20 protein-coding genes and 3 pseudogenes are annotated in these 21,625 nt (G+C 41.6%); 12 read left to right on the top strand and 11 right to left on the bottom strand.

What is annotated here, in order from left to right; all coding sequences use genetic code 11:
- Nucleotides 1-59: 59 nt before the first annotated feature.
- From rbsB to HC725_RS09290, 3 genes are all read left to right on the top strand, one after another.
- Nucleotides 60-938, top strand: coding sequence for a ribose ABC transporter substrate-binding protein RbsB (rbsB, locus tag HC725_RS09300; protein ID WP_190331646.1), 879 nt, complete (start codon nucleotides 60-62; stop codon nucleotides 936-938).
- Between the two features lie 155 nt (nucleotides 939-1,093).
- Nucleotides 1,094-2,038, top strand: a complete 945-nt coding sequence (gene rbsK, locus HC725_RS09295; protein WP_190331551.1) for a ribokinase — start codon at nucleotides 1,094-1,096, stop codon at nucleotides 2,036-2,038.
- A 38-nt stretch (nucleotides 2,039-2,076) separates the two neighbouring features.
- On the top strand, nucleotides 2,077-3,099 hold the full coding sequence (locus tag HC725_RS09290; RefSeq protein ID WP_190331550.1) for a substrate-binding domain-containing protein: 1,023 nt from the start codon (nucleotides 2,077-2,079) through the stop codon (nucleotides 3,097-3,099).
- 178 nt (nucleotides 3,100-3,277) lie between these two features.
- Here HC725_RS09290 and HC725_RS09285 read toward each other — a convergent pair whose 3' ends face one another.
- Nucleotides 3,278-4,132: a PA4780 family RIO1-like protein kinase gene (locus tag HC725_RS09285; RefSeq protein WP_190331549.1), complete on the bottom strand. Its 855-nt coding sequence runs from the start codon at nucleotides 4,130-4,132 to the stop codon at nucleotides 3,278-3,280.
- A gap of 265 nt (nucleotides 4,133-4,397) precedes the next feature.
- On the opposite strand from HC725_RS09285, the gene HC725_RS09280 reads away from it, so the two are divergent.
- The 3 genes from HC725_RS09280 (at nucleotide 4,398) to HC725_RS09270 (ending at nucleotide 6,660) form a co-directional block, all read left to right on the top strand.
- Nucleotides 4,398-5,159, top strand: a complete 762-nt coding sequence (locus HC725_RS09280; RefSeq protein WP_190331548.1) for an amino acid ABC transporter substrate-binding protein — start codon at nucleotides 4,398-4,400, stop codon at nucleotides 5,157-5,159.
- Between the two features lie 98 nt (nucleotides 5,160-5,257).
- Entirely contained in the window at nucleotides 5,258-5,929 is a 672-nt protein-coding gene (locus tag HC725_RS09275) for an amino acid ABC transporter permease (RefSeq protein ID WP_190331547.1), read from the top strand.
- A complete protein-coding gene (locus HC725_RS09270) occupies nucleotides 5,926-6,660 on the top strand; it encodes an amino acid ABC transporter ATP-binding protein (protein WP_190331546.1) in 735 nt (244 codons plus the stop codon). Before HC725_RS09275 ends, HC725_RS09270 begins: the two co-directional genes overlap by 4 nt.
- Nucleotides 6,661-6,896: 236 nt before the next feature.
- Here HC725_RS09270 and HC725_RS09265 read toward each other — a convergent pair whose 3' ends face one another.
- The 5 genes from HC725_RS09265 to norV form a co-directional block, all read right to left on the bottom strand.
- Entirely contained in the window at nucleotides 6,897-8,087 is a 1,191-nt protein-coding gene (locus tag HC725_RS09265) for a benzoate/H(+) symporter BenE family transporter (RefSeq protein ID WP_190331545.1), read from the bottom strand.
- Between the two features lie 177 nt (nucleotides 8,088-8,264).
- On the bottom strand, nucleotides 8,265-9,026 hold the full coding sequence (locus HC725_RS09260; RefSeq protein WP_190331544.1) for a sulfite exporter TauE/SafE family protein: 762 nt from the start codon (nucleotides 9,024-9,026) through the stop codon (nucleotides 8,265-8,267).
- A 161-nt stretch (nucleotides 9,027-9,187) separates the two neighbouring features.
- Complete coding sequence (locus HC725_RS09255) at nucleotides 9,188-9,370, bottom strand: hypothetical protein (RefSeq protein WP_190331543.1); 183 nt, start codon at nucleotides 9,368-9,370, stop codon at nucleotides 9,188-9,190.
- A gap of 17 nt (nucleotides 9,371-9,387) precedes the next feature.
- Nucleotides 9,388-10,545 (bottom strand): NADH:flavorubredoxin reductase NorW, encoded by a 1,158-nt coding sequence (gene norW / locus HC725_RS09250; protein ID WP_190331542.1) that lies wholly within the window; start codon nucleotides 10,543-10,545, stop codon nucleotides 9,388-9,390.
- Nucleotides 10,545-12,107 (bottom strand): anaerobic nitric oxide reductase flavorubredoxin, encoded by a 1,563-nt coding sequence (gene norV, locus HC725_RS09245; RefSeq protein WP_190331541.1) that lies wholly within the window; start codon nucleotides 12,105-12,107, stop codon nucleotides 10,545-10,547. Before norV ends, norW begins: the two co-directional genes overlap by 1 nt.
- 224 nt (nucleotides 12,108-12,331) lie before the next feature.
- Between norV and norR the strand changes: the two genes are divergently transcribed.
- Nucleotides 12,332-13,918, top strand: a complete 1,587-nt coding sequence (norR, locus tag HC725_RS09240; protein WP_190331540.1) for a nitric oxide reductase transcriptional regulator NorR — start codon at nucleotides 12,332-12,334, stop codon at nucleotides 13,916-13,918.
- A gap of 18 nt (nucleotides 13,919-13,936) precedes the next feature.
- On the top strand, nucleotides 13,937-14,323 hold the full coding sequence (locus HC725_RS09235; RefSeq protein WP_190331539.1) for a DUF1971 domain-containing protein: 387 nt from the start codon (nucleotides 13,937-13,939) through the stop codon (nucleotides 14,321-14,323).
- Nucleotides 14,324-14,423: 100 nt separating this feature from the next.
- Here the strand turns inward: HC725_RS09235 and ppsR are convergent, their stop codons facing one another.
- Nucleotides 14,424-15,257 (bottom strand): posphoenolpyruvate synthetase regulatory kinase/phosphorylase PpsR, encoded by an 834-nt coding sequence (gene ppsR, locus HC725_RS09230; RefSeq protein ID WP_190331538.1) that lies wholly within the window; start codon nucleotides 15,255-15,257, stop codon nucleotides 14,424-14,426.
- A 380-nt stretch (nucleotides 15,258-15,637) separates the two neighbouring features.
- Here ppsR and ppsA point away from each other — a divergent pair, with 380 nt between their 5' ends.
- Nucleotides 15,638-18,010 (top strand): phosphoenolpyruvate synthase, encoded by a 2,373-nt coding sequence (ppsA, locus tag HC725_RS09225; RefSeq protein WP_190331537.1) that lies wholly within the window; start codon nucleotides 15,638-15,640, stop codon nucleotides 18,008-18,010.
- 165 nt (nucleotides 18,011-18,175) lie between these two features.
- On the opposite strand, the gene HC725_RS09220 is transcribed toward ppsA, so the two are convergent.
- Nucleotides 18,176-18,478, bottom strand: a complete 303-nt coding sequence (locus tag HC725_RS09220; protein WP_190331536.1) for a type II toxin-antitoxin system RelE/ParE family toxin — start codon at nucleotides 18,476-18,478, stop codon at nucleotides 18,176-18,178.
- Nucleotides 18,466-18,723, bottom strand: a complete 258-nt coding sequence (locus tag HC725_RS09215) for a type II toxin-antitoxin system Phd/YefM family antitoxin (protein WP_190331535.1) — start codon at nucleotides 18,721-18,723, stop codon at nucleotides 18,466-18,468. Before HC725_RS09215 ends, HC725_RS09220 begins: the two co-directional genes overlap by 13 nt.
- A gap of 164 nt (nucleotides 18,724-18,887) precedes the next feature.
- On the opposite strand from HC725_RS09215, the pseudogene HC725_RS16915 reads away from it, so the two are divergent.
- A pseudogene (locus tag HC725_RS16915) lies at nucleotides 18,888-19,103 on the top strand (IS91 family transposase); the annotation flags it as partial.
- Nucleotides 19,104-19,355: 252 nt separating this feature from the next.
- Here HC725_RS16915 and HC725_RS09210 read toward each other — a convergent pair.
- Nucleotides 19,356-19,649, bottom strand: a complete 294-nt coding sequence (locus HC725_RS09210) for a HigA family addiction module antitoxin (RefSeq protein ID WP_190331534.1) — start codon at nucleotides 19,647-19,649, stop codon at nucleotides 19,356-19,358.
- Nucleotides 19,649-19,927 (bottom strand): type II toxin-antitoxin system RelE/ParE family toxin, encoded by a 279-nt coding sequence (locus HC725_RS09205; protein WP_068698267.1) that lies wholly within the window; start codon nucleotides 19,925-19,927, stop codon nucleotides 19,649-19,651. The genes HC725_RS09210 and HC725_RS09205 overlap by 1 nt, the downstream gene beginning before the upstream one ends.
- A gap of 144 nt (nucleotides 19,928-20,071) precedes the next feature.
- Between HC725_RS09205 and HC725_RS09200 the strand changes: the two are divergent.
- Both HC725_RS09200 and HC725_RS16910 read left to right on the top strand, forming a co-directional pair.
- Nucleotides 20,072-21,078 (top strand): annotated as a pseudogene (locus HC725_RS09200) (IS110 family transposase).
- Nucleotides 21,079-21,368: 290 nt separating this feature from the next.
- Nucleotides 21,369-21,521, top strand: a pseudogene (locus tag HC725_RS16910) (IS91 family transposase); the annotation flags it as partial.
- Nucleotides 21,522-21,625: the final 104 nt, after the last annotated feature.

The raw sequence follows: 21,625 nt of genomic DNA, 5'->3' as shown, positions 1-21,625 counted from the left end.
AGACAACCAAAAGAGCCAATTGATAGGCTCGCCCTACATAAAGGATGAACAATATGAAAATGAATAAACTGACAACTTTACTTTCTGCTGCCGTGTTAACAAGCGCAATGTCTGTTACCGCACACGCGCAAGATACCATTGCGATTGTGGTATCAACCCTCAACAACCCTTTCTTTGTTAGCATGAAAGATGGTGCAGAAGCAAAAGCCAAAGAATTAGGCTACGACTTGATCGTGCTTGATTCACAAAATGATCCGAGCAAAGAGCTTTCTAATGTGGAGGATCTCTCTGTCCGTGGCGTAAAAGCTATCCTTATCAACCCAACCGATTCTGATGCCGTTTCCAATGCAATTCGTATTGCTAACCGAGCCAACATCCCTGTATTAACGCTAGATCGCGGTGCAAGTCATGGTGATGTAGTCAGCCACATTGCTTCTGATAACGTCGCTGGCGGTGAAATGGCAGGTAAATACATCATGGAAAAAGTCGGTGAGAAAGCGAAAGTTATCCAACTTGAAGGGATTGCTGGTACTTCAGCAGCTCGTGAACGTGGTGAAGGCTTTATGAACGCAGTAAAAGCTTCACACATGGATCTTCTTGCTAGCCAACCGGCTGATTTTGACCGCACCAAAGGGCTAAACGTAATGGAGAACTTACTTGCCGCCAATGGTGATGTTCAAGCCGTGTTTGCTCAAAATGATGAAATGGCATTAGGTGCTCTACGCGCAGTGCAAGCTTCTGGTAAAAAAATCCTAATCGTTGGTTTTGATGGCACAGATGATGGTATTGCAGCGGTAAAACGTGGCATGTTAGGCGCAACGATTGCACAACAACCAGCATTAATTGGTGAGCTAGGGGTTGAAACGGCAGACAAAGTATTGAAAGGTCAAACCGTTGAGAAAAACATCCCGGTTCCGCTAAAAGTCATTACAAAATAATATGATACAAAACGAGGGCTAGTTTATGGCCCTCGCTTTAATCACGTAAATGCATATTGTTATTACGAAGTTTGATCATGATGGCAGCTGATCACCAGACAAACTCAGTCATACCAATTTGTATTTTCAATTGTTCTCATCATAAAGGATGACACATGAATAAATTAATCGTTTTAGGCAGCGTAAATGCTGACCACGTTCTGCAAGTCCCTTCTTTTCCTCGTCCGGGTGAAACGTTAACTGGGCGAAATTATCAAGTTATTGCTGGCGGTAAAGGCGCAAATCAAGCGGTTGCCGCAGCTCGTTTAGGGGCAGACATTGGTTTTATTGCTAGCGTGGGTTCTGATGACTTTGGCCGTAATATTATTCAACAATTCAACCAAGATGGCATCAACACAGCTTACATCCAAATAGCCGATTCAAAGCCAACTGGAATTGCCATGATCCAAGTTTCTGATGAAGGTGAAAACTGTATCTGTCTCTCACCAGAAGCCAATGATCTACTGACATCGGACGTTGTTAATCTATATACGCTGCCACTCCAATCTTGTGATTACTTATTAGTGCAACTCGAAACACCGCTTGAAGGAATTCAATCCGCTATTAATTGTGCAAAATCCTCACCAGATAAAAAAGTTAATATCATTTTAAACCCAGCGCCTGCGAGAACCTTACCCAATGATCTATTAGCACAAATCGATGTCATTACCCCAAATGAAACCGAAGCTGAAGTATTAACAGGTATTAAAGTCTATGATGATGGATCTGCACAACAAGCAGCTAATGTTTTGCATGATAAAGGAATCCATACGGTGATGATCACATTGGGCTCAAAAGGTGTATGGCTGAGTGAGAACGCTAAAGGAGAATTGATTCAGGGCTTTAAAGTAAAAGCAATTGACACCACCGCCGCAGGCGATACCTTTAATGGCGCATTTGTAACGGGTCTATTAGAAGGCATGCAAACCAAACAAGCGATTACATTTGCTCATGCTGCTGCGGCACTTTCTGTTACTCGTTTTGGCGCACAAACCTCCATTCCAACAAGACAAGAAACCAACGAATTTTTAGTTCAGCAAAATAACCAAACCAAAAAGTAGTTAAATAAAAAAATAGTTAAATAAAAAGGAAAAATAACATGGCCACCATGAAAGATGTCGCACGACTTGCTCAAGTATCAACGTCAACGGTCAGCCATGTTTTTAACCAATCTCGCTTTGTTAGTGAAGATATTGAAAAACGCATCAAACAAGCGGCGAAAGAACTTAACTATGCCCCTTCGGCTTTAGCTCGTAGCTTAAAAATGAAATGCACCAAAACGCTCGGCATGTTAGTAACCACATCAACCAATCCGTTTTTTGGTGAAGTGCTAAAAGGTGTCGAACGCCGTTGTTACGAAAAAGGCTACAACCTGATCTTATGCAATACAGAAGGTGACAGCGAGCGCATGAAAGCCTCGATTGATACACTTTTGCAAAAACGCGTTGATGGTTTAATGCTGATGTGCTCGACATTGGAAGGTGAAACGATTGAGATATTTGAACGCTATCCAGAATTGCCTGTTGTTGTCATGGACTGGGGCCCAATGGCGTACGCGAGTGACAAAATTCAAGATAATTCTTACAAAGGTGGATATATCGCCACTCAACATTTAATCGACAATGGGCATAAAAACATTGGCTGTATCACTGGCCCCTTACATCGCAGCCAAGCTTCCTTACGTTTTGATGGTTTTAAGCAAGCTCTACAAGATGCAAAAATCACGCTTAATCAAGATTGGATGGTAGAAAGTAACTTTGAATGTGATGGCGGATATGATGCTTATTACACTCTTAAAAAACGCACTCAAGAAAACCCAGCATTGGCATTCCCAACGGCTCTATTTGTGTGTAACGACATGATGGCAATGGGTTTAATTAATGCGGCGACCGAAGATGGCTTAAAGATGCCAAATGATCTGTCTATTATTGGCTACGATGATATACATTTGGCGAAATACATCACGCCGTCACTCACCACGATTCATCAGCCAAAACATCAACTTGGTAAAACCGCGGTAGATACTCTATTGGCGCGGCTTGAAAACCCAACGCAACCTCAACAAGTAGTACAGCTAGAGCCTACTTTGGTTGGTCGCAGTAGTGTGAGTTCTCTTAAATAAATGACGACTTCTTATCTACCAGTAATAATTCATGGAAATGAGTCCCACTAACCACTCTTCCCTCAACTCTAAGCTCTAAGCTCTAAGCTCTAAGCCCAATCCTAAAACGAAAAAAAACCAGCTCGTATTGAACTGGTTTTTCTAAATTTGGTTTTTAACGCAAGATCAGATAAGAGACTTATTCTTCATTCGCTTCTTGAATAATACGTTTACGTTCTTGCGCTTCATCAAATGCGGCTTGAATTTCATCTAAGACCACATTTACATCAGCATTCACCAAGATTTCATCAAACTCACCGGTCAGTGGTGTCTCCGGTTTAAGTTCGCCGACTTCATATAAAGCCCACATTTCTTTGGCGTACTGAGTTTGCAACAATTGTGGCGCATATTGCCCATAATATTGAGTCATATTGGTAATATCGCGCTCTAGCATCCACTGTGCATTATTATTGGCAGCAGCGTCGACGGCTTGAGGGAGATCGATGATCACAGGCCCTTCGCTATCAACGAGTACATTAAACTCAGATAAATCCCCGTGCACAATACCGGCGCACAGCATGCGTTTAACGTAGTCCATAACGGTAACGTGATGACGTATGGCCTCTTCTTCAGACATGCTGACATCGTTTAAACGTGGCGCAGTATGACCTGTCGCATCCGTCACAAGTTCCATGATCAACACACCATCAAAACAACCAAAGGGTTGAGGAACTCGCACTCCAGCGTCCGCTAAACGGTATAAAGCATCGACTTCTGCGGTTTGCCATACTTGTTCTTGCTGTTCACGTCCGAACTTAGAGCCTTTGCTCATCGCGCGCGATCGGCGACTGTTACGAACTTTGCGACCTTCCTGATATTGCACTGCTTTTTTAAAACTGCGCTTATCCGCTTCTTTATACACTTTGGCACAGCGGATCTCATCGCCGCATCGAATAACGTATACGGTCGCTTCTTTTCCACTCATCAATTGAGCGATCACATCATCGATTAAACCTTCATCAATGAGTGGTTGGATTCTATTGGGTATTTTCATAGCGCCCTTATACCCTAGTTACGGTTCAGATGGAATGGGAAAAGCTTTCTGCAGGCGAAATCATTGGCCATATTCATCATTGAATTCATCTTAATTATTATTTTTCCATTACAAATAAAAAACATCAATAACGCTACTCACTTTCTAAAAGATAAAACTATCATTAGTGCAATGATCGCTTTGTTATGCCTAATAACATCTGTTTATTTACATTATTATGAATAAAACCTATATTCTTGAAAGAAATTAAATAAGGGAATTATCCATGAACCATTTTTTCACCAAATCTTTAGCCACTATTGTACTCTCACTTTCTTTCATTGCTGGAGCATCTGCTGAAATAAAAGAAGTCAAAGTTGGAATGTCTGGCAAGTACTACCCATTTTCCTTCCAAAAAATGGATAAGCTACAAGGTTTTGAAGTAGACCTATGGGATGAAATTGCAGCACGTAACAATCTTAAAGTCTCTTATACTACTGCAAATTTTTCAGGTCTATTTGGCTTATTAGAAACAGGTCGAATTGATACTATTTCAAACCAAATCACTATCACAAAAGAGCGTCAAGCGAAGTACTTATTCTCTGAACCTTATGTCGTTGATGGCGTGCAAATTACCGTGAAGAAAGGTAACGACAGTATTAAGTCTGTCGAAGATTTAGCGGGTAAAACCGTTGCAGTTAACTTAGGTTCAAACTTTGAGCAAGTACTACGCAGCTATGATAAAGATGGCAAAATCAACATTAAAACGTACGATACCGCTATTGAACAAGATGTTGCTTTAGGCCGCTCTGACGCGTTTGTTATGGATCGTCTTTCAGCTTTAGCACTGATCAAAGATTCACCATTACCACTGCAATTAGCGGGCAAACCATTTGAAGTGATTGAAAATGCGTGGCCGTTCGTGAATAATGCAAGAGGTAAAGAGCTACAACAGTTATCCAATAAAACATTAGATGCTATGCGTGCTGACGGAACTTTAGCTAAGATTTCAACTAAATGGTTTGGCGCAGACATTACTAAAAAATAAACCTGTTTTACCAACTATTTACAATAAAACCCGCTATCATTGATTTGGTATAACCAGAGTCTAATTGATAGTGGGTTTTTGCTTTTTTAAGAATATTTATGAATTTTGATTTTCAATACATGATCGACTTGATGCCAATATTATTCCGATACCTTGGCATTACACTTGAAATGGCACTTTGGGGCAGTATTTTTGCGCTAACCTTGGCCGTTATTATCGCGATTATTCGTGTTTTTCGCGTGCCAGTCTTAAACCAATTATGCCAACTGTATATTAGTTTCTTCCGTGGTACGCCATTATTGGTCCAACTGTTTTTATTGTATTACGGCTTACCTCAAATTTTCCCGGTCATGGTTGGTCTGGATGCATTTAGCGCTTCTGTGATTGGTCTAACTCTGCATTTTGCTTCTTATATGGCAGAAAGTATTCGAGCCGCCATTATTGGTATCGACCGAAGCCAAATGGAAGCGAGCATGTCGGTCGGCATGACTACCAGCCAATCTATGCGCCGTATTATTTTGCCTCAAGCAACACGCGTCGCTTTACCTTCGTTGATGAACTACTTCATTGATATGATCAAATCCACCTCATTGGCTTTTACTTTAGGCGTGTCTGAAATCATGGCAAAAGCCCAAATGGAAGCGTCATCAAGTTTCCGATTCTTTGAAGCATTTTTGGCAGTAGCATTAATTTATTGGTTCGTGGTTATCATCATGACTCGAGTTCAAATTTGGGCTGAAGTGAAATTAAATAAGGCCTATGCACGATGATTAAAATTGAAAACTTACATAAATCCTTTGGTGACACTTTAGTCTTGTCCGGTATTGATATCGAAGTAAAGAAAGGTGAAATCATTGTTATTATCGGCTCAAGCGGTACGGGTAAATCAACATTATTACGTTGTGTAAACTTTTTAGAGCAAGCGGATAAAGGCATTATTACGATTGGTGATGCTACTGTTAATGCTGAAAAGCACACCAAATCGGATATGATTGCTCTGCGCCGTAAAACTGGATTTGTTTTTCAAAATTATGCTCTATTTTCGCACCTCACCGCTCGCCAAAATATTGCAGAAGGATTGATCACGGTTCGTGGCTGGAAAAAAGCCGAGGCACTAAAAGAGGCACAACAGATATTAGATGAGATTGGATTGAGTGATAAAGGTGATAGCTACCCTGCTGCACTTTCTGGTGGTCAACAACAACGAGTTGGTATTGGTCGCGCAATGGCCTTCAAACCTGAGCTATTATTATTTGATGAACCAACTTCAGCACTTGATCCTGAATGGGTTGGTGAAGTATTAGCCTTAATGAAAAAACTCGCCATTGCTCATCAAACGATGCTGGTCGTTACACATGAAATGCAATTTGCCAAAGAAGTCGCCGATCGCGTCATTTATATGGCCAATGGAGAAATTGTAGAGCAAGGGACACCAAATGAACTATTTAATAATCCTCAATCACCACAATTGAAAAAATTCTTAAATCAAATCCAACAGTGAGCCTTTAGATAGTCTGACAGACCATTAATACCCTGCAAAAAATCCCCAGATTAAGCGCAGGGCAATAAATGTAAGCGCAACTTTGAGTATGTGTGAAAGTACTGGTTCGAGGCTTTCATCTAATATTTTATTTCCAATATAAGCCCCTACAAAGCTTCACGCTCAAAGCGACTCGGTATATAAATTAAAAGGCTTACGTTCATGTAAGCCTTTTTAATCTTAAAACAGTTCTTACCCTACCGATTTTTATGCATTAATTTTTGATGAATAAGCCCTGCCATCAATCCCCATAACGTCGAACCAATACCAAACAAAGTAATGCCAGATAACGTCACCAAAAACGTATAGAGGGAAGACTCCCGATATTCAGCATCGCCAAACGCCGTTTGCATACACATTAACAAGGTTCCAAGTAGAGCCAAACCTGCAAGAATTTGTGAAACCTCTTTTGGTAAGGCCAAGAATATCGCCACTACTGCGGTGGCCCATAAACCTGCAATAATGAAAATACCTCCGGCCCACATTGATGCTTTGTAACGTTGGTTTCTATCGGAATCCACATCTTCATTCATGCAAATAGCCGCTGAGATTGCCGCTAAATTTAAACTAAACCCACCAAAAGGCGCAGTCAGCATATTGAGAAACCCCGTACCAATAAATAAAGGTTTCGCTGGTAATTCATATTGATAACTTCTCATCATGGCAAAGCCGGGCAAGTTCTGAGAAAGCATCGTAATGATATAAAGCGGAAGGCTTAAATTCACCATCGCCATCCAATCAAACTCTGGCGTTACCCATACCGGTTCAGCAATATTCAGCACTATTACTTGCCCTGAAAACGCCCCAGTAAAAATCGCAATAGCAATACCAACAACCAGTAAAAGCATCATCGCATAACGTGGTAAATAGCGTTTTGCAATAAAGAATGTGGCCATCATCGCGCCAAAAACCATAGGGCTTGTAGTAACAGGCGTAAACGCTTTCAAACAAAAAGGGATCAAGATCGCGCCAAGCATTGACGTCGCAAGCTGTGAGGGAATATTTTCAAGTAAACGGCTAAGCGGTGTAATTAGACCTGTTAATAACAGCAAAAAGCCAGAGATCACAAAAGCGCCAATAACCTGCGGTAAAGTATATTGAGCGACTGCCGCAATCAACATCGCCGCCCCCGGTGTTGACCAAGACATCAAAACGGGCATTTTGTAATACCAAGAATAAGCAATAGAGCTTACGCCCACAGTGACGCCCAAAACCAATAACCAACTGGCAATTTGCAGCGCTGAAGCTCCGGCGGAAGTGGCGGCTTGAATAATAATAACAACCGAACTAGTGTAACCAATCAGAACCGCGGTAAAGCCTGCAGATATATGGCTAAGATTAAACCAAGATGAGGGACGAGTGGATTCTGAATTAATACGATCATTCATGGTATGCGACGCTTCCTTGTCGTTATTTTTATCATCGTTCCATCATATAGAAAGAGAAGTCTGTTTACAGTTGCTCAATTGAATAACGTATAGCTTCATCTCATTTTATCCACTCAACCTATCTATAAAAACGATAGTAAGAGTGTTACCAATACCATGAACTAAATTGCCTATAATTTAATGACCTGCAAAAAATCCCCAGATTAAGCGTAGGGCAATAAACGTTAGTGCAACTTTGAGTATGGTGTGAAAGTGCTGATTCGAGACTTTATCTAATATGTGCTTTCCAATATAAGTCCCCACAAAACCCACAGCAATCATTAAAACAATCACACCAATCCAATCGGTATAGGCAAAACCAAGTAAACCAAAGATAACGGCTTTAATGACATGCTGTATCGACATGAAACAAGCCATTGTCGCGCTTAATTGACGGCGATCAGGCAATAAATTTTTTACCGTAGCAATCAAAAATGGCCCTGTTGCGCCAACAAACATGGTAAGAAAAGCCGTAAACATTCCCACACCGATCAAGCCTTTTTTACCTTTAAAGCTCATATTAATTGGCACCCAACTGCTAATTAATATGAATACAGCCAGGATTAATTCTAGATACCGAGTCGGTAAATTAAGCGCAATATTGCCGCCAATCAATGCCCCGACTACACTCCCGACAAAAAACCATCCTAAGTATTGTTTTTGAATATGTTTTCGCATTAAGACGGCGCGACCTGCGTTCGATCCTAACTGTACAACCGCATGCACAGGAATAACTGCAGAGGCTGGGATCATGGTAATCATAAATGCAATAAGCGTTGCCCCGCCCCCAACACCAATAATCGTGTTGAGCATCGATGTCATGCCACTCAGCAAGATAAGAAAATAGAATTGAGAATCGCTAAGAACATGAGGTTTCAAGTGAAGAATAAAATCAAGCATTGAAGAGTCACTTCAGAGAAAAATGCGATTATAACGCCTCAATTGAAAAAATGTGCTTGAATCCATAATTTTGAGTGAAAAAGTGCAAAAAAGAGCTGCACAAATCAATATCTGCACAGCTTTTGTTAATGCTCTAGAAATGAATATTCATAGTGTAAATATTAATCCTTATTTGAAGCCTCAGAAGTAATTATCTGGCAGTTTTCACACGCTAACTCACGCTGGCATTGCTGCGCAGTTTCCAATCCACATTCACTATTTTCACATCGCCCACGTTGGTTCAAATAATTGGTAAAATACTGGCTGACTTGATCTGCATAACGATGAAATGTTTGAATACTCATTCAACTCTCCTAGACTCTTACAGTAAAGCAGGCAGCTCTCTTAACATTGGAAAAGCATTTTTCATGTGATTTTGCGTAACCACAAACCCCACTAATGCATCATCAACATTAAAGGCTTTGGCAGTAATGCCCTCGCCGTCTAATTCAACCGACCAACGATAAACACTTTCACCAGTATGACCACTCAATTGGATTGGCAGATCGGGCGTTTTCACTTTCACTAGCATAGACGCTAATTTAAGATCCGCATTTTCTACATGACCATTTAATAAGGCTTTAGCGAGAACATTAGCGCTCAATAGCGTTGGCTGTAAGAAAGACAACACCTTATTTTCAATTTGAGCGCAATCACCAATCGCGTAAATATTAGGTTGTGAGGCTTGTAATTGTCGATTAACTACAATGCCTTTACCTACTTCTAAACCCGCTTGTTTTGCAAGGTGCACATTGGGTTTTAAACCTGCTGCTGAAATCACACTATCAACCAAAAATTGCTCGCCAGAATCTAACATAACTTCAATGCCAAACTCAGTTTTATCTAAACTTTGTACGATATTATTTAAATGCAGTTTGACGCCACGTTTGCGCAATTGTTTTTGCAGTGGTGCAGAAACAGCATCAGGCAATAAAGTCGCCATCACGCTATCGCACGGATCGACTAACGACACCGTTTTGCCTGAAGATGCTAAATCCATCGCCAGTTCAGTACCAATTAAGCCCGCGCCGATGATCAACACATGCTCCGATTGGCTTAATTGTTGATGCGCCGCTTGAAATTCAACTCGGCTATTTAAAGTCACTATTCTCTCTACCGCTGAACCTGTCATTGGTGGAACAAACACCGAAGCACCAGTGGCCAAAACAAGTTTTGCATACGCCATCACTTCGCCATTTTCGCAAGCGACTGTTTGCGCTTGGCTATCAATACTCGCAATACGGGTGTGAGTTAGGATCGTCACGCTATTTTCTTGTGCGAAAACTTCGGCAGTTTGGCGAATAAGCGCGTCCGCATCTTGATTCTTGCTAAACACGTGACTGAGATCTGGCTTGTTGTAATCATGCCCATCATCGGCGGTGATCACCATAATAGGCGTATCACTGTCAGTTCGGCGCAGCGTTTTAACTAATTGATAGGCAGCAAATCCGCTGCCTATGATCATAATAGGAGTATTCATTAAGCCACCTGTGATCCGTTACCTTTACCGAGTTTACTGGCACAAGGTTCAAACACTTCTTTACCAATGCCGCAATCTGGGCATAAGAAATATTCAGGCACTTCAGCCCAAGCTGTACCGGGTTCGACGCCTTGATTTGGCTCGCCTAATTCTGGTTCATAAACCCACTGGCACACTGTACACAACATGGCTTGTGCATCTGAACCATTGGTTGGTTGAGCCGTTGTCTTTGGCACTTCAATCTCAACAGTCGATGTTGTAACCGATGCTTCAACTTTTGGTACTGCTTTTGATACTGGTACTGCTTTTGATACTGGTACACCTGTTGTTTGTTTAACGATTGACGAGATAGTGTCTGATAACTCATACAACGCCCATTCACGCGCAATTTGACGGCCATATTCACGACATTCTTGCATCGCCTTACCATCTGGACGCCATTTGGTTTTCTTGCTGATCGCCGTTTCAAATCCACAATCCATCAAACGAGTATGAATACGGTCTACCGCGCCACCATTCCAACCATAACTTCCGAATGCCGCAGCTTTTTTATTTTTAAAACGCATACCGGTAATTTCTTCTAACATGCCAGCCACTTTTGGCATCATCACGTTATTCATTGTAGACGAGCCGACTAAGATACCTTTTGAGCGAAATACGCTTGATAAGATCTCATTCTTGTCATGTAGCGACACGTTAAATACTTTTACCGCCACATTAGGGTCAATATCGTGAATACCTTGCGCGATACCATCGGCCATCATACGAGTATTGTTTGACATTGAATCGTAGAATAACGTGATGCGATCTTCTTGGTAATTATCCGCCCACTCAAGATATTGATGAATAATTTGAGTTGGGTTATCACGCCATACGATACCGTGTGCGGTAGCAATCATATCCACGGGTAATTCAAGGCTTAGCACTTCTTTGATTTTCGCTGTCACCAACGCGCTAAATGGCGTTAAGATATTCGCGTAGTAGCGCAAGCATTGCTCATATAATTCCACTTGATCAACTTCATCGTTAAACAAATGTTCATCACAATAATGCTGACCGAATGCATCGTTGCTGAACAATACTGCGTCGCCTGTCATGTAAGTCATCATGCTGTCTGGCCAATGCAACATTGGAGATTCAACAAACACCAATGCTTTGCCGTTGCCTAAATCAATACTGTCGCCGGTTCTGACCACATTGAAATTCCAATCCGGTTGATGGTGGTGACCGATAATCGAATCAATGGCATTTTCAGTACAATAAATTGGCGTGTTCGGAATTTTAGCGAGCAATGCACCTAAAGCTCCGGCGTGATCTTCTTCTGCATGGTTGATAACAATGTAATCGATCTCATTTAGATCAATTTCCATTTCTAAGTTTTGGATAAACTGTTGGCTAAAGCGATGATCAACGGTATCAATCAATACTGTCTTTTCTTCACGGATGAGATAGCTGTTGTAGCTGGTACCACGAGTGATTTTATATTCTGTACCGTGGAAGTTTTGTACTTCCCAATCACGTTGACCAACCCAATGAATATTATTTTTAACATGGATAGACATAAACGACTCCTAAATAAAAACTAAAATTAAATGATTCTCTTAGCCTGTATACAGCAGTAAGCGTGCCAACTATTAATATCATTATTAATCAATTAGTTATGATTTTTACTCGTTAGTAGTATGTCTTTTTGACAAAGCCGGAGTAGTATCAATTAGACACTCAAGAGTCAATTTGACACTTATTTGAATCTTATAATCGATTATTTTTCTAGTTGAGATATTGAATGCAAAAATTTCACACTCAAATCACTCAATTAGCGTTGGATCTTACCTTGGGGATTTCTAATCAAGATAGATTTGATCGCTTATTAGAAGTGCTGAGAAATTTACTCAATTGTGATGCAGCTGCGTTACTCGCCTACCATGACCAACAGTTTGTACCATTGGCGATTGACGGCTTATATGAAGAAGTGATGGGACGTCGTTTTAATATTAATGAGCATCCTCGCCTTGAAGCGATAGCCCGCGCGGGTGATGTAGTCCGCTTTCCTGCCAACAGTGATATTGCCGATCCTTATGATGGACTTATTCCAAATAAAGGTGACAAATTACATGTGCATGCCTGTGTGGGTTTGCCTTTAATTGCGCACGGAAATTTAATCGGTGCGCTTACCATCGATGGTTTCGATGCCAATCAATTTGACCAATTCACCGATAGAGATCTAAGGACCATTAGCGCCTTAGCTGCCGCCAGTTTGCACACTTCATTGTTAATGAAACAATTAGAAGCGCAGGCCGTTCATGTTGGCGCGCACTCTTTGCAAGTGACTAAATATATCAAGCTTGGAGAAGAAATGATTGGGCAATCTGGCGCGATGATGGATCTCCGCATGCAAATTCAATCGGTTGCTAATACCGACCTTTCGGTGCTGATAACGGGTGAAACTGGCGTGGGCAAAGAATTAGTTGCCGCGGCTATTCATGCACAATCAAACCGCACCAAACAAACCTTAGTATATTTAAACTGCGCTGCGCTGCCAGAATCGGTCGCTGAAAGTGAATTATTTGGCCATGTAAAAGGCTCATTTACTGGCGCGATCAGTCATCGAAAAGGTAAATTTGAACTCGCAGATAACGGTACTCTATTTTTAGATGAAGTCGGTGAATTACCGTTAAGTTTACAATCTAAACTGCTGCGAGTCCTGCAATATGGCGATTTACAACGTGTGGGCGATGACAGTGTACTCAAAGTAAATACTCGTATTGTGGCGGCAACTAACCGAAATTTACATCAAGATGTGGTCAACGGACAATTTCGCGCCGATTTATATCACAGGCTCAGTGTATTCCCTATTCATGTCCCACCACTACGAGAACGCGAAGGTGATACAACATTGCTGAGTGGTTTTTTTATTGAGAAATGCAAAAATAAACTCAACCTTAAACACTTGAGTATTTCACCAGCCGCATTGAATTTACTACGCCAATACTCTTGGCCGGGCAATGTGCGTCAATTAGAACATGCCATCCATCGCGCGGCGGTATTGGCTCGCACCGAAGCTTTGTCAGGTAACGATAACAAACCATCAAGCCCCGTCATTTTGCAGCCACACCATTTTGAATTAACTCAAAGTGCTTCACCTCTGCATCAAGTAGCAGCCAATGAATCAACGTTATTACATTCACCAAAACTTGCTCAAAAATCTGAAACTCTAGTCGGCTTAAAACAAGCCACTGAAGGTTTTCAAACTCAAATAATTACTACATCACTAGATAATAACCAACAAAACTGGGCAGCAACGGCTCGAGATCTCCAAATAGACAGTGGGAACTTGCACCGTTTAGCAAAACGCCTAGGTTTAAAAGATTAAATAGAAGAGGATATTATTATGAGTCACCTAGTCATCCCAAGCCATTGGAAAATAAGACGCTCAACTCACTTTTTCACTAAAGATAATGTACCCAAAGCATTACTGACTCACCATAATACCGCTGAAGGCGTATTTGGTCAGATCTGCGTTATGCAAGGCACCGTTACTTTTTACGGTTTTGCCAATGAAGAAGCGACCGAGCCAGAACAAACTGTGGTGATTCAAGCTGGTACATTTGCCACTAGCCCACCGCAATATTGGCATCGCGTTGAAATGAGTGATGATGCGCAATTCAATATTAACTTCTGGGCAGAAGAAGAGACGGGCAATAAAGCCATGTTTAAAAGCTCACGGATCCACAGCAAACCAATTGATGGATTGCTCGACGGCCAAGACAGCAAGTAAACTTAAAAATGATCCCCCTTCAGTAGTGATTAAGATTCGTCTCTGAAGGGGATTTTATTATCTTAATTTTCAATTATAAATATCTTTCCGGCTTCGCCACTCACCACATTGAACGTTTTAGACTAGCCAATTCTAACAACCGAGTTGAGATTTCCTCCACCGATAATGTGGTGGTATTTAAGTAAGGGATCGCTTCACGGCGAAACAAACTTTCGACTTTATTCAGCTCTTTTTCGCACTGATTTTCACTCGAATATTCGCTATTAGCGTAACGTTCATGTCGAATTGCCATTAATCGTTCTGTATCGATCGTGAGGCCAAATGTTTTAAAACGGTAGGGTTCTATCTCTTTTGGCAACTTCAACCTTGCCATATCATCTTCAATAAATGGGTAATTAACCGCCTTAATACCAAACTGCATCGCAAGGTATAAACTGGTCGGTGTTTTACCACAACGAGACACACCCAATAAGATAATATCCGCTTGTTCAAGGTTGTTTAAAGACACTCCATCATCATGCGCCAATGTATATTCAATTGCCGCAATTCGCCTTTGATAACTGTCCGCATCTTTACTAATACTATGTGAACGATGCAATTTCGGAGCAGGTTCTAGCTGTAGATCTCTTTTTAGTGGTTCAACCAACACATTCAGCACATCATAAAAATGAGCGTCCGCTTGCACAATAATGGCTTTAATCTCAGGTAAAACGATCGAAAAAAACACCAATGGCTTTTCGCCTGTTTCAATAAGCCTTTGATTAATCTGACTTTTAACGTACTCAGCACGGTCAATTGTTTCAACAAATGGCAGCGTAACTTGCTTAATTTCTAATGGAAACTGCCCTAAAACGGCGTGGCCTAATGTTTCTGATGTAATCGCTGTTCCATCAGAAACGTAAAATACATCACGAAAATTTGTTTTGCTCTGCATAAGAAGTTGAATCCTCGTTAAGTCCCTGTCAGGTTATCAGTGTGAAATAAATGTAAAAAAAGACAACCAAAATTTTACACGTTTTTTTTTACAACATTTCTCAAGATCCGATGTGAAAATACACGCCCAAGCTTTTACGTGCACAAGCTATTACGTGCCCAAGCTATTACGCGCACAAGCGAAAAGTCACCAACAATAGAGTGACAATAAAATTGGGCTAATATTTAAGTAGATTCACCATAAACGGATTAACCGTAAAACAATGTGAATAAGCCCACATTGATGAGTTCAAACTTGCAAAACTAATTAACCTGAACTCTAGATAATTTAACCAATAATCAGTTACAACCAATAACCAGTCAAAAATTAGGAGCGTTGCCGTGGATAAAAATGTGGTTTGGTATGATTCTTTATCAATGAATGATGTTGATAAAGTCGGGGGAAAGAATGCATCTTTAGGCGAGATGGTGGCAAATCTTTCAAATGCTGGCGTAAAAGTACCCAATGGATACGCAACAACCGCTTTTGCCTTTAACCAATTTTTAGAAGCTAACCAACTCAATGACCGAATTTATCAACTGCTCGACGAGTTAGATGTAGATGATGTTAACGCGCTCAAAAAAGCCGGATCAACGATCCGCCAATGGGTATTGGATGCCCCTTTCCCAACCGAACTAGAAGATGGTATCCGCGCGTTTTATAAAGAACTTGGCAACGGTGACGACATGTTATCAGTGGCGGTTCGCTCCTCAGCCACAGCAGAAGATCTACCCGATGCATCCTTTGCAGGTCAACAAGAAACCTTCTTAAACGTGCGTGGTATTGATGCGGTGATCGAAGCTGCCAAACACGTTTTTGCTTCCCTCTTTAATGATCGCGCAATCTCCTATCGCGTTCACCAAGGCTTTGATCATAAGGGCGTTGCATTGTCGGCTGGTATTCAGCGAATGGTACGTTCAGACAAAGCTTCTTCTGGCGTTATGTTTACCCTTGATACTGAGTCAGGCTTTGATCAAGTCGTCTTCATCACCTCTTCTTGGGGCTTAGGTGAAATGGTGGTGCAAGGTGCGGTAAACCCTGATGAATTCTACGTGCATAAACCAACGCTACAAGCCGGAAACCCAGCCGTCGTACGCCGTACTTTTGGTTCTAAACAAATCAAAATGATCTACGCCGATGGCAAAGAGATCGGCACACAAGTCGAAGTTATCGACACCACAGATGAAGAACGTCGCCAATATTCTTTAACTGATGATGAAATCCAAGGACTAGCAAAACAAGCGTTAATCATTGAAAAGCACTACGGCCGCCCAATGGATATTGAGTGGGCAAAAGATGGCATTACAGGTGAATTACTGATTGTTCAAGCTCGCCCTGAAACCGTTCGTTCACGCGATGACCAAAAAGTAATGGAACGCTTCCAACTCAATGCACAAAGCAAAAGCCTAATTGAAGGTCGCGCCATTGGTCAACGCATTGGCGCTGGCGTAGTTCGCGTGGTGAAAAGCCTTGATGAAATGGATCAAGTCCAAGCAGGCGATGTACTGGTTGCTGATATGACAGACCCAGATTGGGAACCGGTAATGAAAAAAGCGGCGGCGATTGTGACGAATCGTGGTGGACGTACTTGCCACGCCGCCATTATTGCCCGTGAACTTGGCATTCCAGCGGTAGTCGGTTGTGGTGATGCCACTAGCCAATTAAAAGATGGACAATCTGTTACCGTTTCGTGCGCACAAGGTGAAACTGGGTTTGTTTATGAAGGCGAACTCGACTTTGAAATCAAGCGATCTTCTGTCACCGACCTGCCCGATTTACCATTAAAAGTCATGATGAACGTGGGCAACCCTGATCGCGCTTTCGACTTTGCATGTATTCCCAATGAAGGTGTTGGGCTTGCTCGTTTAGAGTTCATCATTAACAAAATGATCGGCATTCACCCTAAAGCACTATTAAATTACGATGAGCAATCGGCGGAACTTAAAGCAGAAATCGACCAACGTATTGTCGGCTATGCGAACCCTGTTGAGTTCTACATTGAAAAACTCACCGAAGGCATTTCAACACTGGCAGCAGCTTTCTGGCCAAAACGTGTGATTGTGCGCATGTCAGATTTTAAATCCAATGAATACCGCAACCTTGTCGGCGGCATCAATTACGAGCCAACCGAAGAAAACCCAATGCTGGGATTCCGCGGCGCATCTCGTTATGTGTCACCGAAATTCCAAGATTGTTTTGCTTTGGAATGTGAGGCGATTAAACGAGTCCGCAATAAAATGGGGCTTCGTAATGTCGAAATCATGATCCCATTTGTTCGCACCACTAACGAAGCGGCAGGCGTGATTGATTTGCTGGCAAAATTTGACTTACGCCGCGGAGAAAATGGCCTGAAAGTCATTATGATGTGCGAGCTGCCATCCAATGCCATTTTGGCGGATGACTTTCTCAAATACTTTGATGGTTTCTCAATTGGATCAAACGACATGACGCAATTAACCTTGGGACTCGACCGAGATTCCGGCGACATTGCCCACATGTTTGATGAACGAAACCCTGCGGTGAAAGCCATGTTATCAATGGCAATTAAAGCCGCCAATAAAGCAGGAAAGTACGTGGGAATTTGTGGCCAAGGCCCATCGGATCACGACGACCTAGCTCAATGGCTAATGGAGCAAGGGATTGATTCCGTATCACTAAACCCTGATACGGTATTAGAAACTTGGCTACATTTGGGGACGAAAGTGCAGCAATAAAATTAGCACTTTTACTAAATGGTTATAACTAAAAAATGAGCTCAATTGGGCTCATTTTTGTTTAACTTTAATGATATGTTGAACACTAGCTTAACGTGTTTTGGGTAGAAACGATTAGGAAAAGTATCTTAAAACCTTAAACGTTTGCTATGGTGCTTACTTTACCTACTGCCGATTTAACAAAAACTTACGTAAGTCACGCTCTTCACGCATAACGTAGAGAATATAGACTTTATCAAGATCTTGTTTGTAGAAAATACGACATGGGCTAGCTACAACTTCACGATAATTCAAATGGTCTAGTTCTGGAGGAATACGGCCAGATTCTGGGAACAACTCTAGCCTTTCGACTTTATCGAAAATAGATTGAACTAGAAATTTTGCGGCGACCATGTTTTCTAAAGCAATGTACTCTACAATGTCATTTAAGTCAGAGAGTGCAGGGTCAGTCCAGATTAATTCAGCCATTTTGACATCTTATTCTTAGCTTCAGAATGAGATGTAACCTTACCATCTGTAATTGCACGCTCGCCTCTAGCGATCCCCTCAAGAATAGCTAAACGATTTTGCATGAACTCATAGTCATCGACATCAACTAGGTATGCAGATGGCTTACCATGCTCAGTAATTAATACTGGTTCTTTACTATCATGAAGATCCGCTAAGATCTTTGTGGCTTGGCGTTTAAGTGAAGTAACTAGTTCAACTTTCATCGTTGGTGCTCCAAAAGAATACTAAAGTGATACTATTCTATCACTTTGTGTTTCGCAAGCTCTGTGACAGCTAGACATAATGACTCCCATGAAGGTGCTATGAAGCGTTTGTTAGTTTTATTCCACGTCCATTCAGGAGCTATAAGACCACACAATAAGCCTAATTGCAGCATGTCCTTCCGAAAGGGTTACAACGCGTGAGGGGTTATGGTTTTTTACGAGGCAATGCTCGAACATTACGACGGAAAATTCAGCTATTGTTCATACCTCATTTAGCGCTATCGCTAGCTGAACCTAGTATTTTACGGAGCAAAGCCTTTCGTCTTTGCCCTTGCTGCCAGCATGAAATGTCATGCGTTAGGATTAGTCGAACGAGTTAACCGAAAGGCTAAAATATAAGGATAATGGCGACCACTATAAAATGGAGGGTTAACCAAAGAAAGAAACAAAATTAAAATTAACCAATTGATAATATTAATTTTATCAGGGTTAAACTCGCTTCAAGAAAAGCAGAATCCAATACCTACCGAAAACTAATATCGACCAATTTACAATAATAAGCAGCTTCGGGCTTGTTCAACACCCAGATAAGGTGCCGGCTGCGCGACACCTATCCTTATTTGTTATATTTTTTATGCCGCTGCAAAGTTTACAGCGTGGACATTGGTTAAATTTACTTGTTGTTTCGCGTGCCAAAGATCGTAATTATCTTGCATTGCTAACCAACTTTCGGGAGTTCTACCTATTGCTTTTGACAAGCGAAGTGCCATTTCTGGTGATATAGCACTTTGCCCTTTAAGAACTCGGTTTAAAGTAGATGATGCAACATCTAATTGTTTAGCTAAATAACGACAGCTAAAACCTGCAGGCTCTAGATATACGTCGTAGATGAACTCGCCTGGGTGCGGTGGGTTATGCATAGTCATTAGTGATAGTCCTCATAATTGAGAATGTATGCATTACCATCGATGAACTCAAAAGTAATGCGCCAGTTACCATTTACAGTAATAGACCAAATCCCGTCACGATCCCCTTTAAGAGGGTGCAATTTAAAACCGGGTAAATTGATATCTTCAATTTCTTGTGCGGTATCTATTGCAGTAAGTTGCATGCGCAGTTTGCGTTGATGCTTAACCTGAATTCCAGCAACACTTCCTGTTTGGAAGTATTTTTTAAGGCCTTTATGTTTGAAAGATTTAATCATGACCAAAGTATAGCGCGATGCGCATCACTCGTCGATGGAAATATAGACATAATGACTCCCACGAAGGTGCTAGCCTCCAGTTTCGTGGATTAGCGAAGCCAGAGCCATAATTAGTTTGCTAAAGAACTAAATTAGGAGGCTAGCATGAATAACGACACCACTCTTTTTATTGGGTTAGAGACCCATAAATCCTTCACTCAAGTCGCACTTTTAAAAGATAATCGGGGTGAAGCACCGATTTCTTATGGCCGTATTGATACTTCAAAATCCGCGCTGATTAAACTGGCGATAGAGTCAAAACCGATAAACGTGATGCGGCAAAGTTGGCAAAATTATTTAGAGCCGATGAGCTAAGTACGATTTATGTGCCTGAAGCCGAGGATGAAGCTATTCGCGATTTATCGCGTGCCCGTGAAACCGCAATGAAAGATTTAAAAGATGCCAAACTCCAACTTAAAGGCTTCTTTCTTCGCAACAACATCAATACTGTCGTGAAAGATAATTGGTCTAAAAAGCATTTACGTTGGCTCACCGAACTTGTCCTTCCGCATCATAGCCAACAAATTGTGCTGCAAGAGATGATTCAAATCATCTCTGAACGAATGCAGCGCCTACAACGACTGGATAATGAGCTTATCCACCAAGTAAAAAATTGGCGTTATTATCCGGTGGTCAAAGCGATCCAAGCCATGCGAGGCATTCGCTTACTGGTGGCCTTAGGAACAGTTGCCGAACTTGGAGATCTACGACGGTTTGACCATCCAAAAAAACTGATGTCGTATCTTGGATTAGTCCCTTCTGAAAACTCAAGTGGACAAAGGCGGCGACAAGGTAGTATCACGAAGTGTGGTAACTCTCGCGCAAGGCGATTATTGATTGAAGGGGCGCACTCTTATAAACATAAAGCCAACATCTCATCAGAATTACAAATTCGGCAAGAAGGTCTTTCGAAAGAAATTATCGACATTGCTTGGCAAGCACAACTCAGGTTGTGCCGACGTTATCAACGGATGATGTTTTTAGGCAAGCATCGTAGTGTGGTGGTCACGGCAATTGCAAGAGAAATGGTGGCCTTCATTTGGGCAATCACACGAGAAGTTGGGATCCCACCAATCGATCCTCGTCAACGTATTGCAAAGTTACCTGCATGAATTAGTGTTAACGCAACGCATCAAGCATCGGGTGTGGCATAAACTCCGACGGCGTTAGGATGGCAATAGCCTAACGGCTATTGAACCACGAGCATAGACTGCAGACAGGTGCCACGACGGAATAAGTACGGTCAGCTCTGCTCACTTTAGGATGAGTAATCTACGAATACCAGCATGATAACCGACGAAAGTGCTTGCTTGAGCAATGCGTTAACACTATCTCTTTTTAAAGACAAAATGCCCAAAATAAATGGGTAGAATTTTTGCGCTCTACTTGACAGTGGGAGCCATACAAGGGTAATTCTCGCTATCTTTATAATGAATTTGCGCTCGCTAAAGTATGGCGAGCTCGGATAATTGAAGCCATTAAGCGTCATCCGAACCTAAGTTTACCAGCAGATCTACCATCCAAATGGGTGGTTGATTGTCGGCACATTGGGTATGTGTCAACACCAGTTGAAATCTGATCCACTTTTTTAAAAATTCACCGTTTTAATATTGATCCACTTATTTGCTCAGCTATTGCTAATTTCTAATATTCCAGCTT

Source organism: Vibrio sp. S17_S38 (assembly GCF_014694375.1).
Classification (GTDB): Bacteria; Pseudomonadota; Gammaproteobacteria; order Enterobacterales; family Vibrionaceae; genus Vibrio.
The sequence above is the reverse complement of the archived record's forward strand: the minus strand, read 5'-3'. Positions and strand labels throughout refer to the sequence as shown.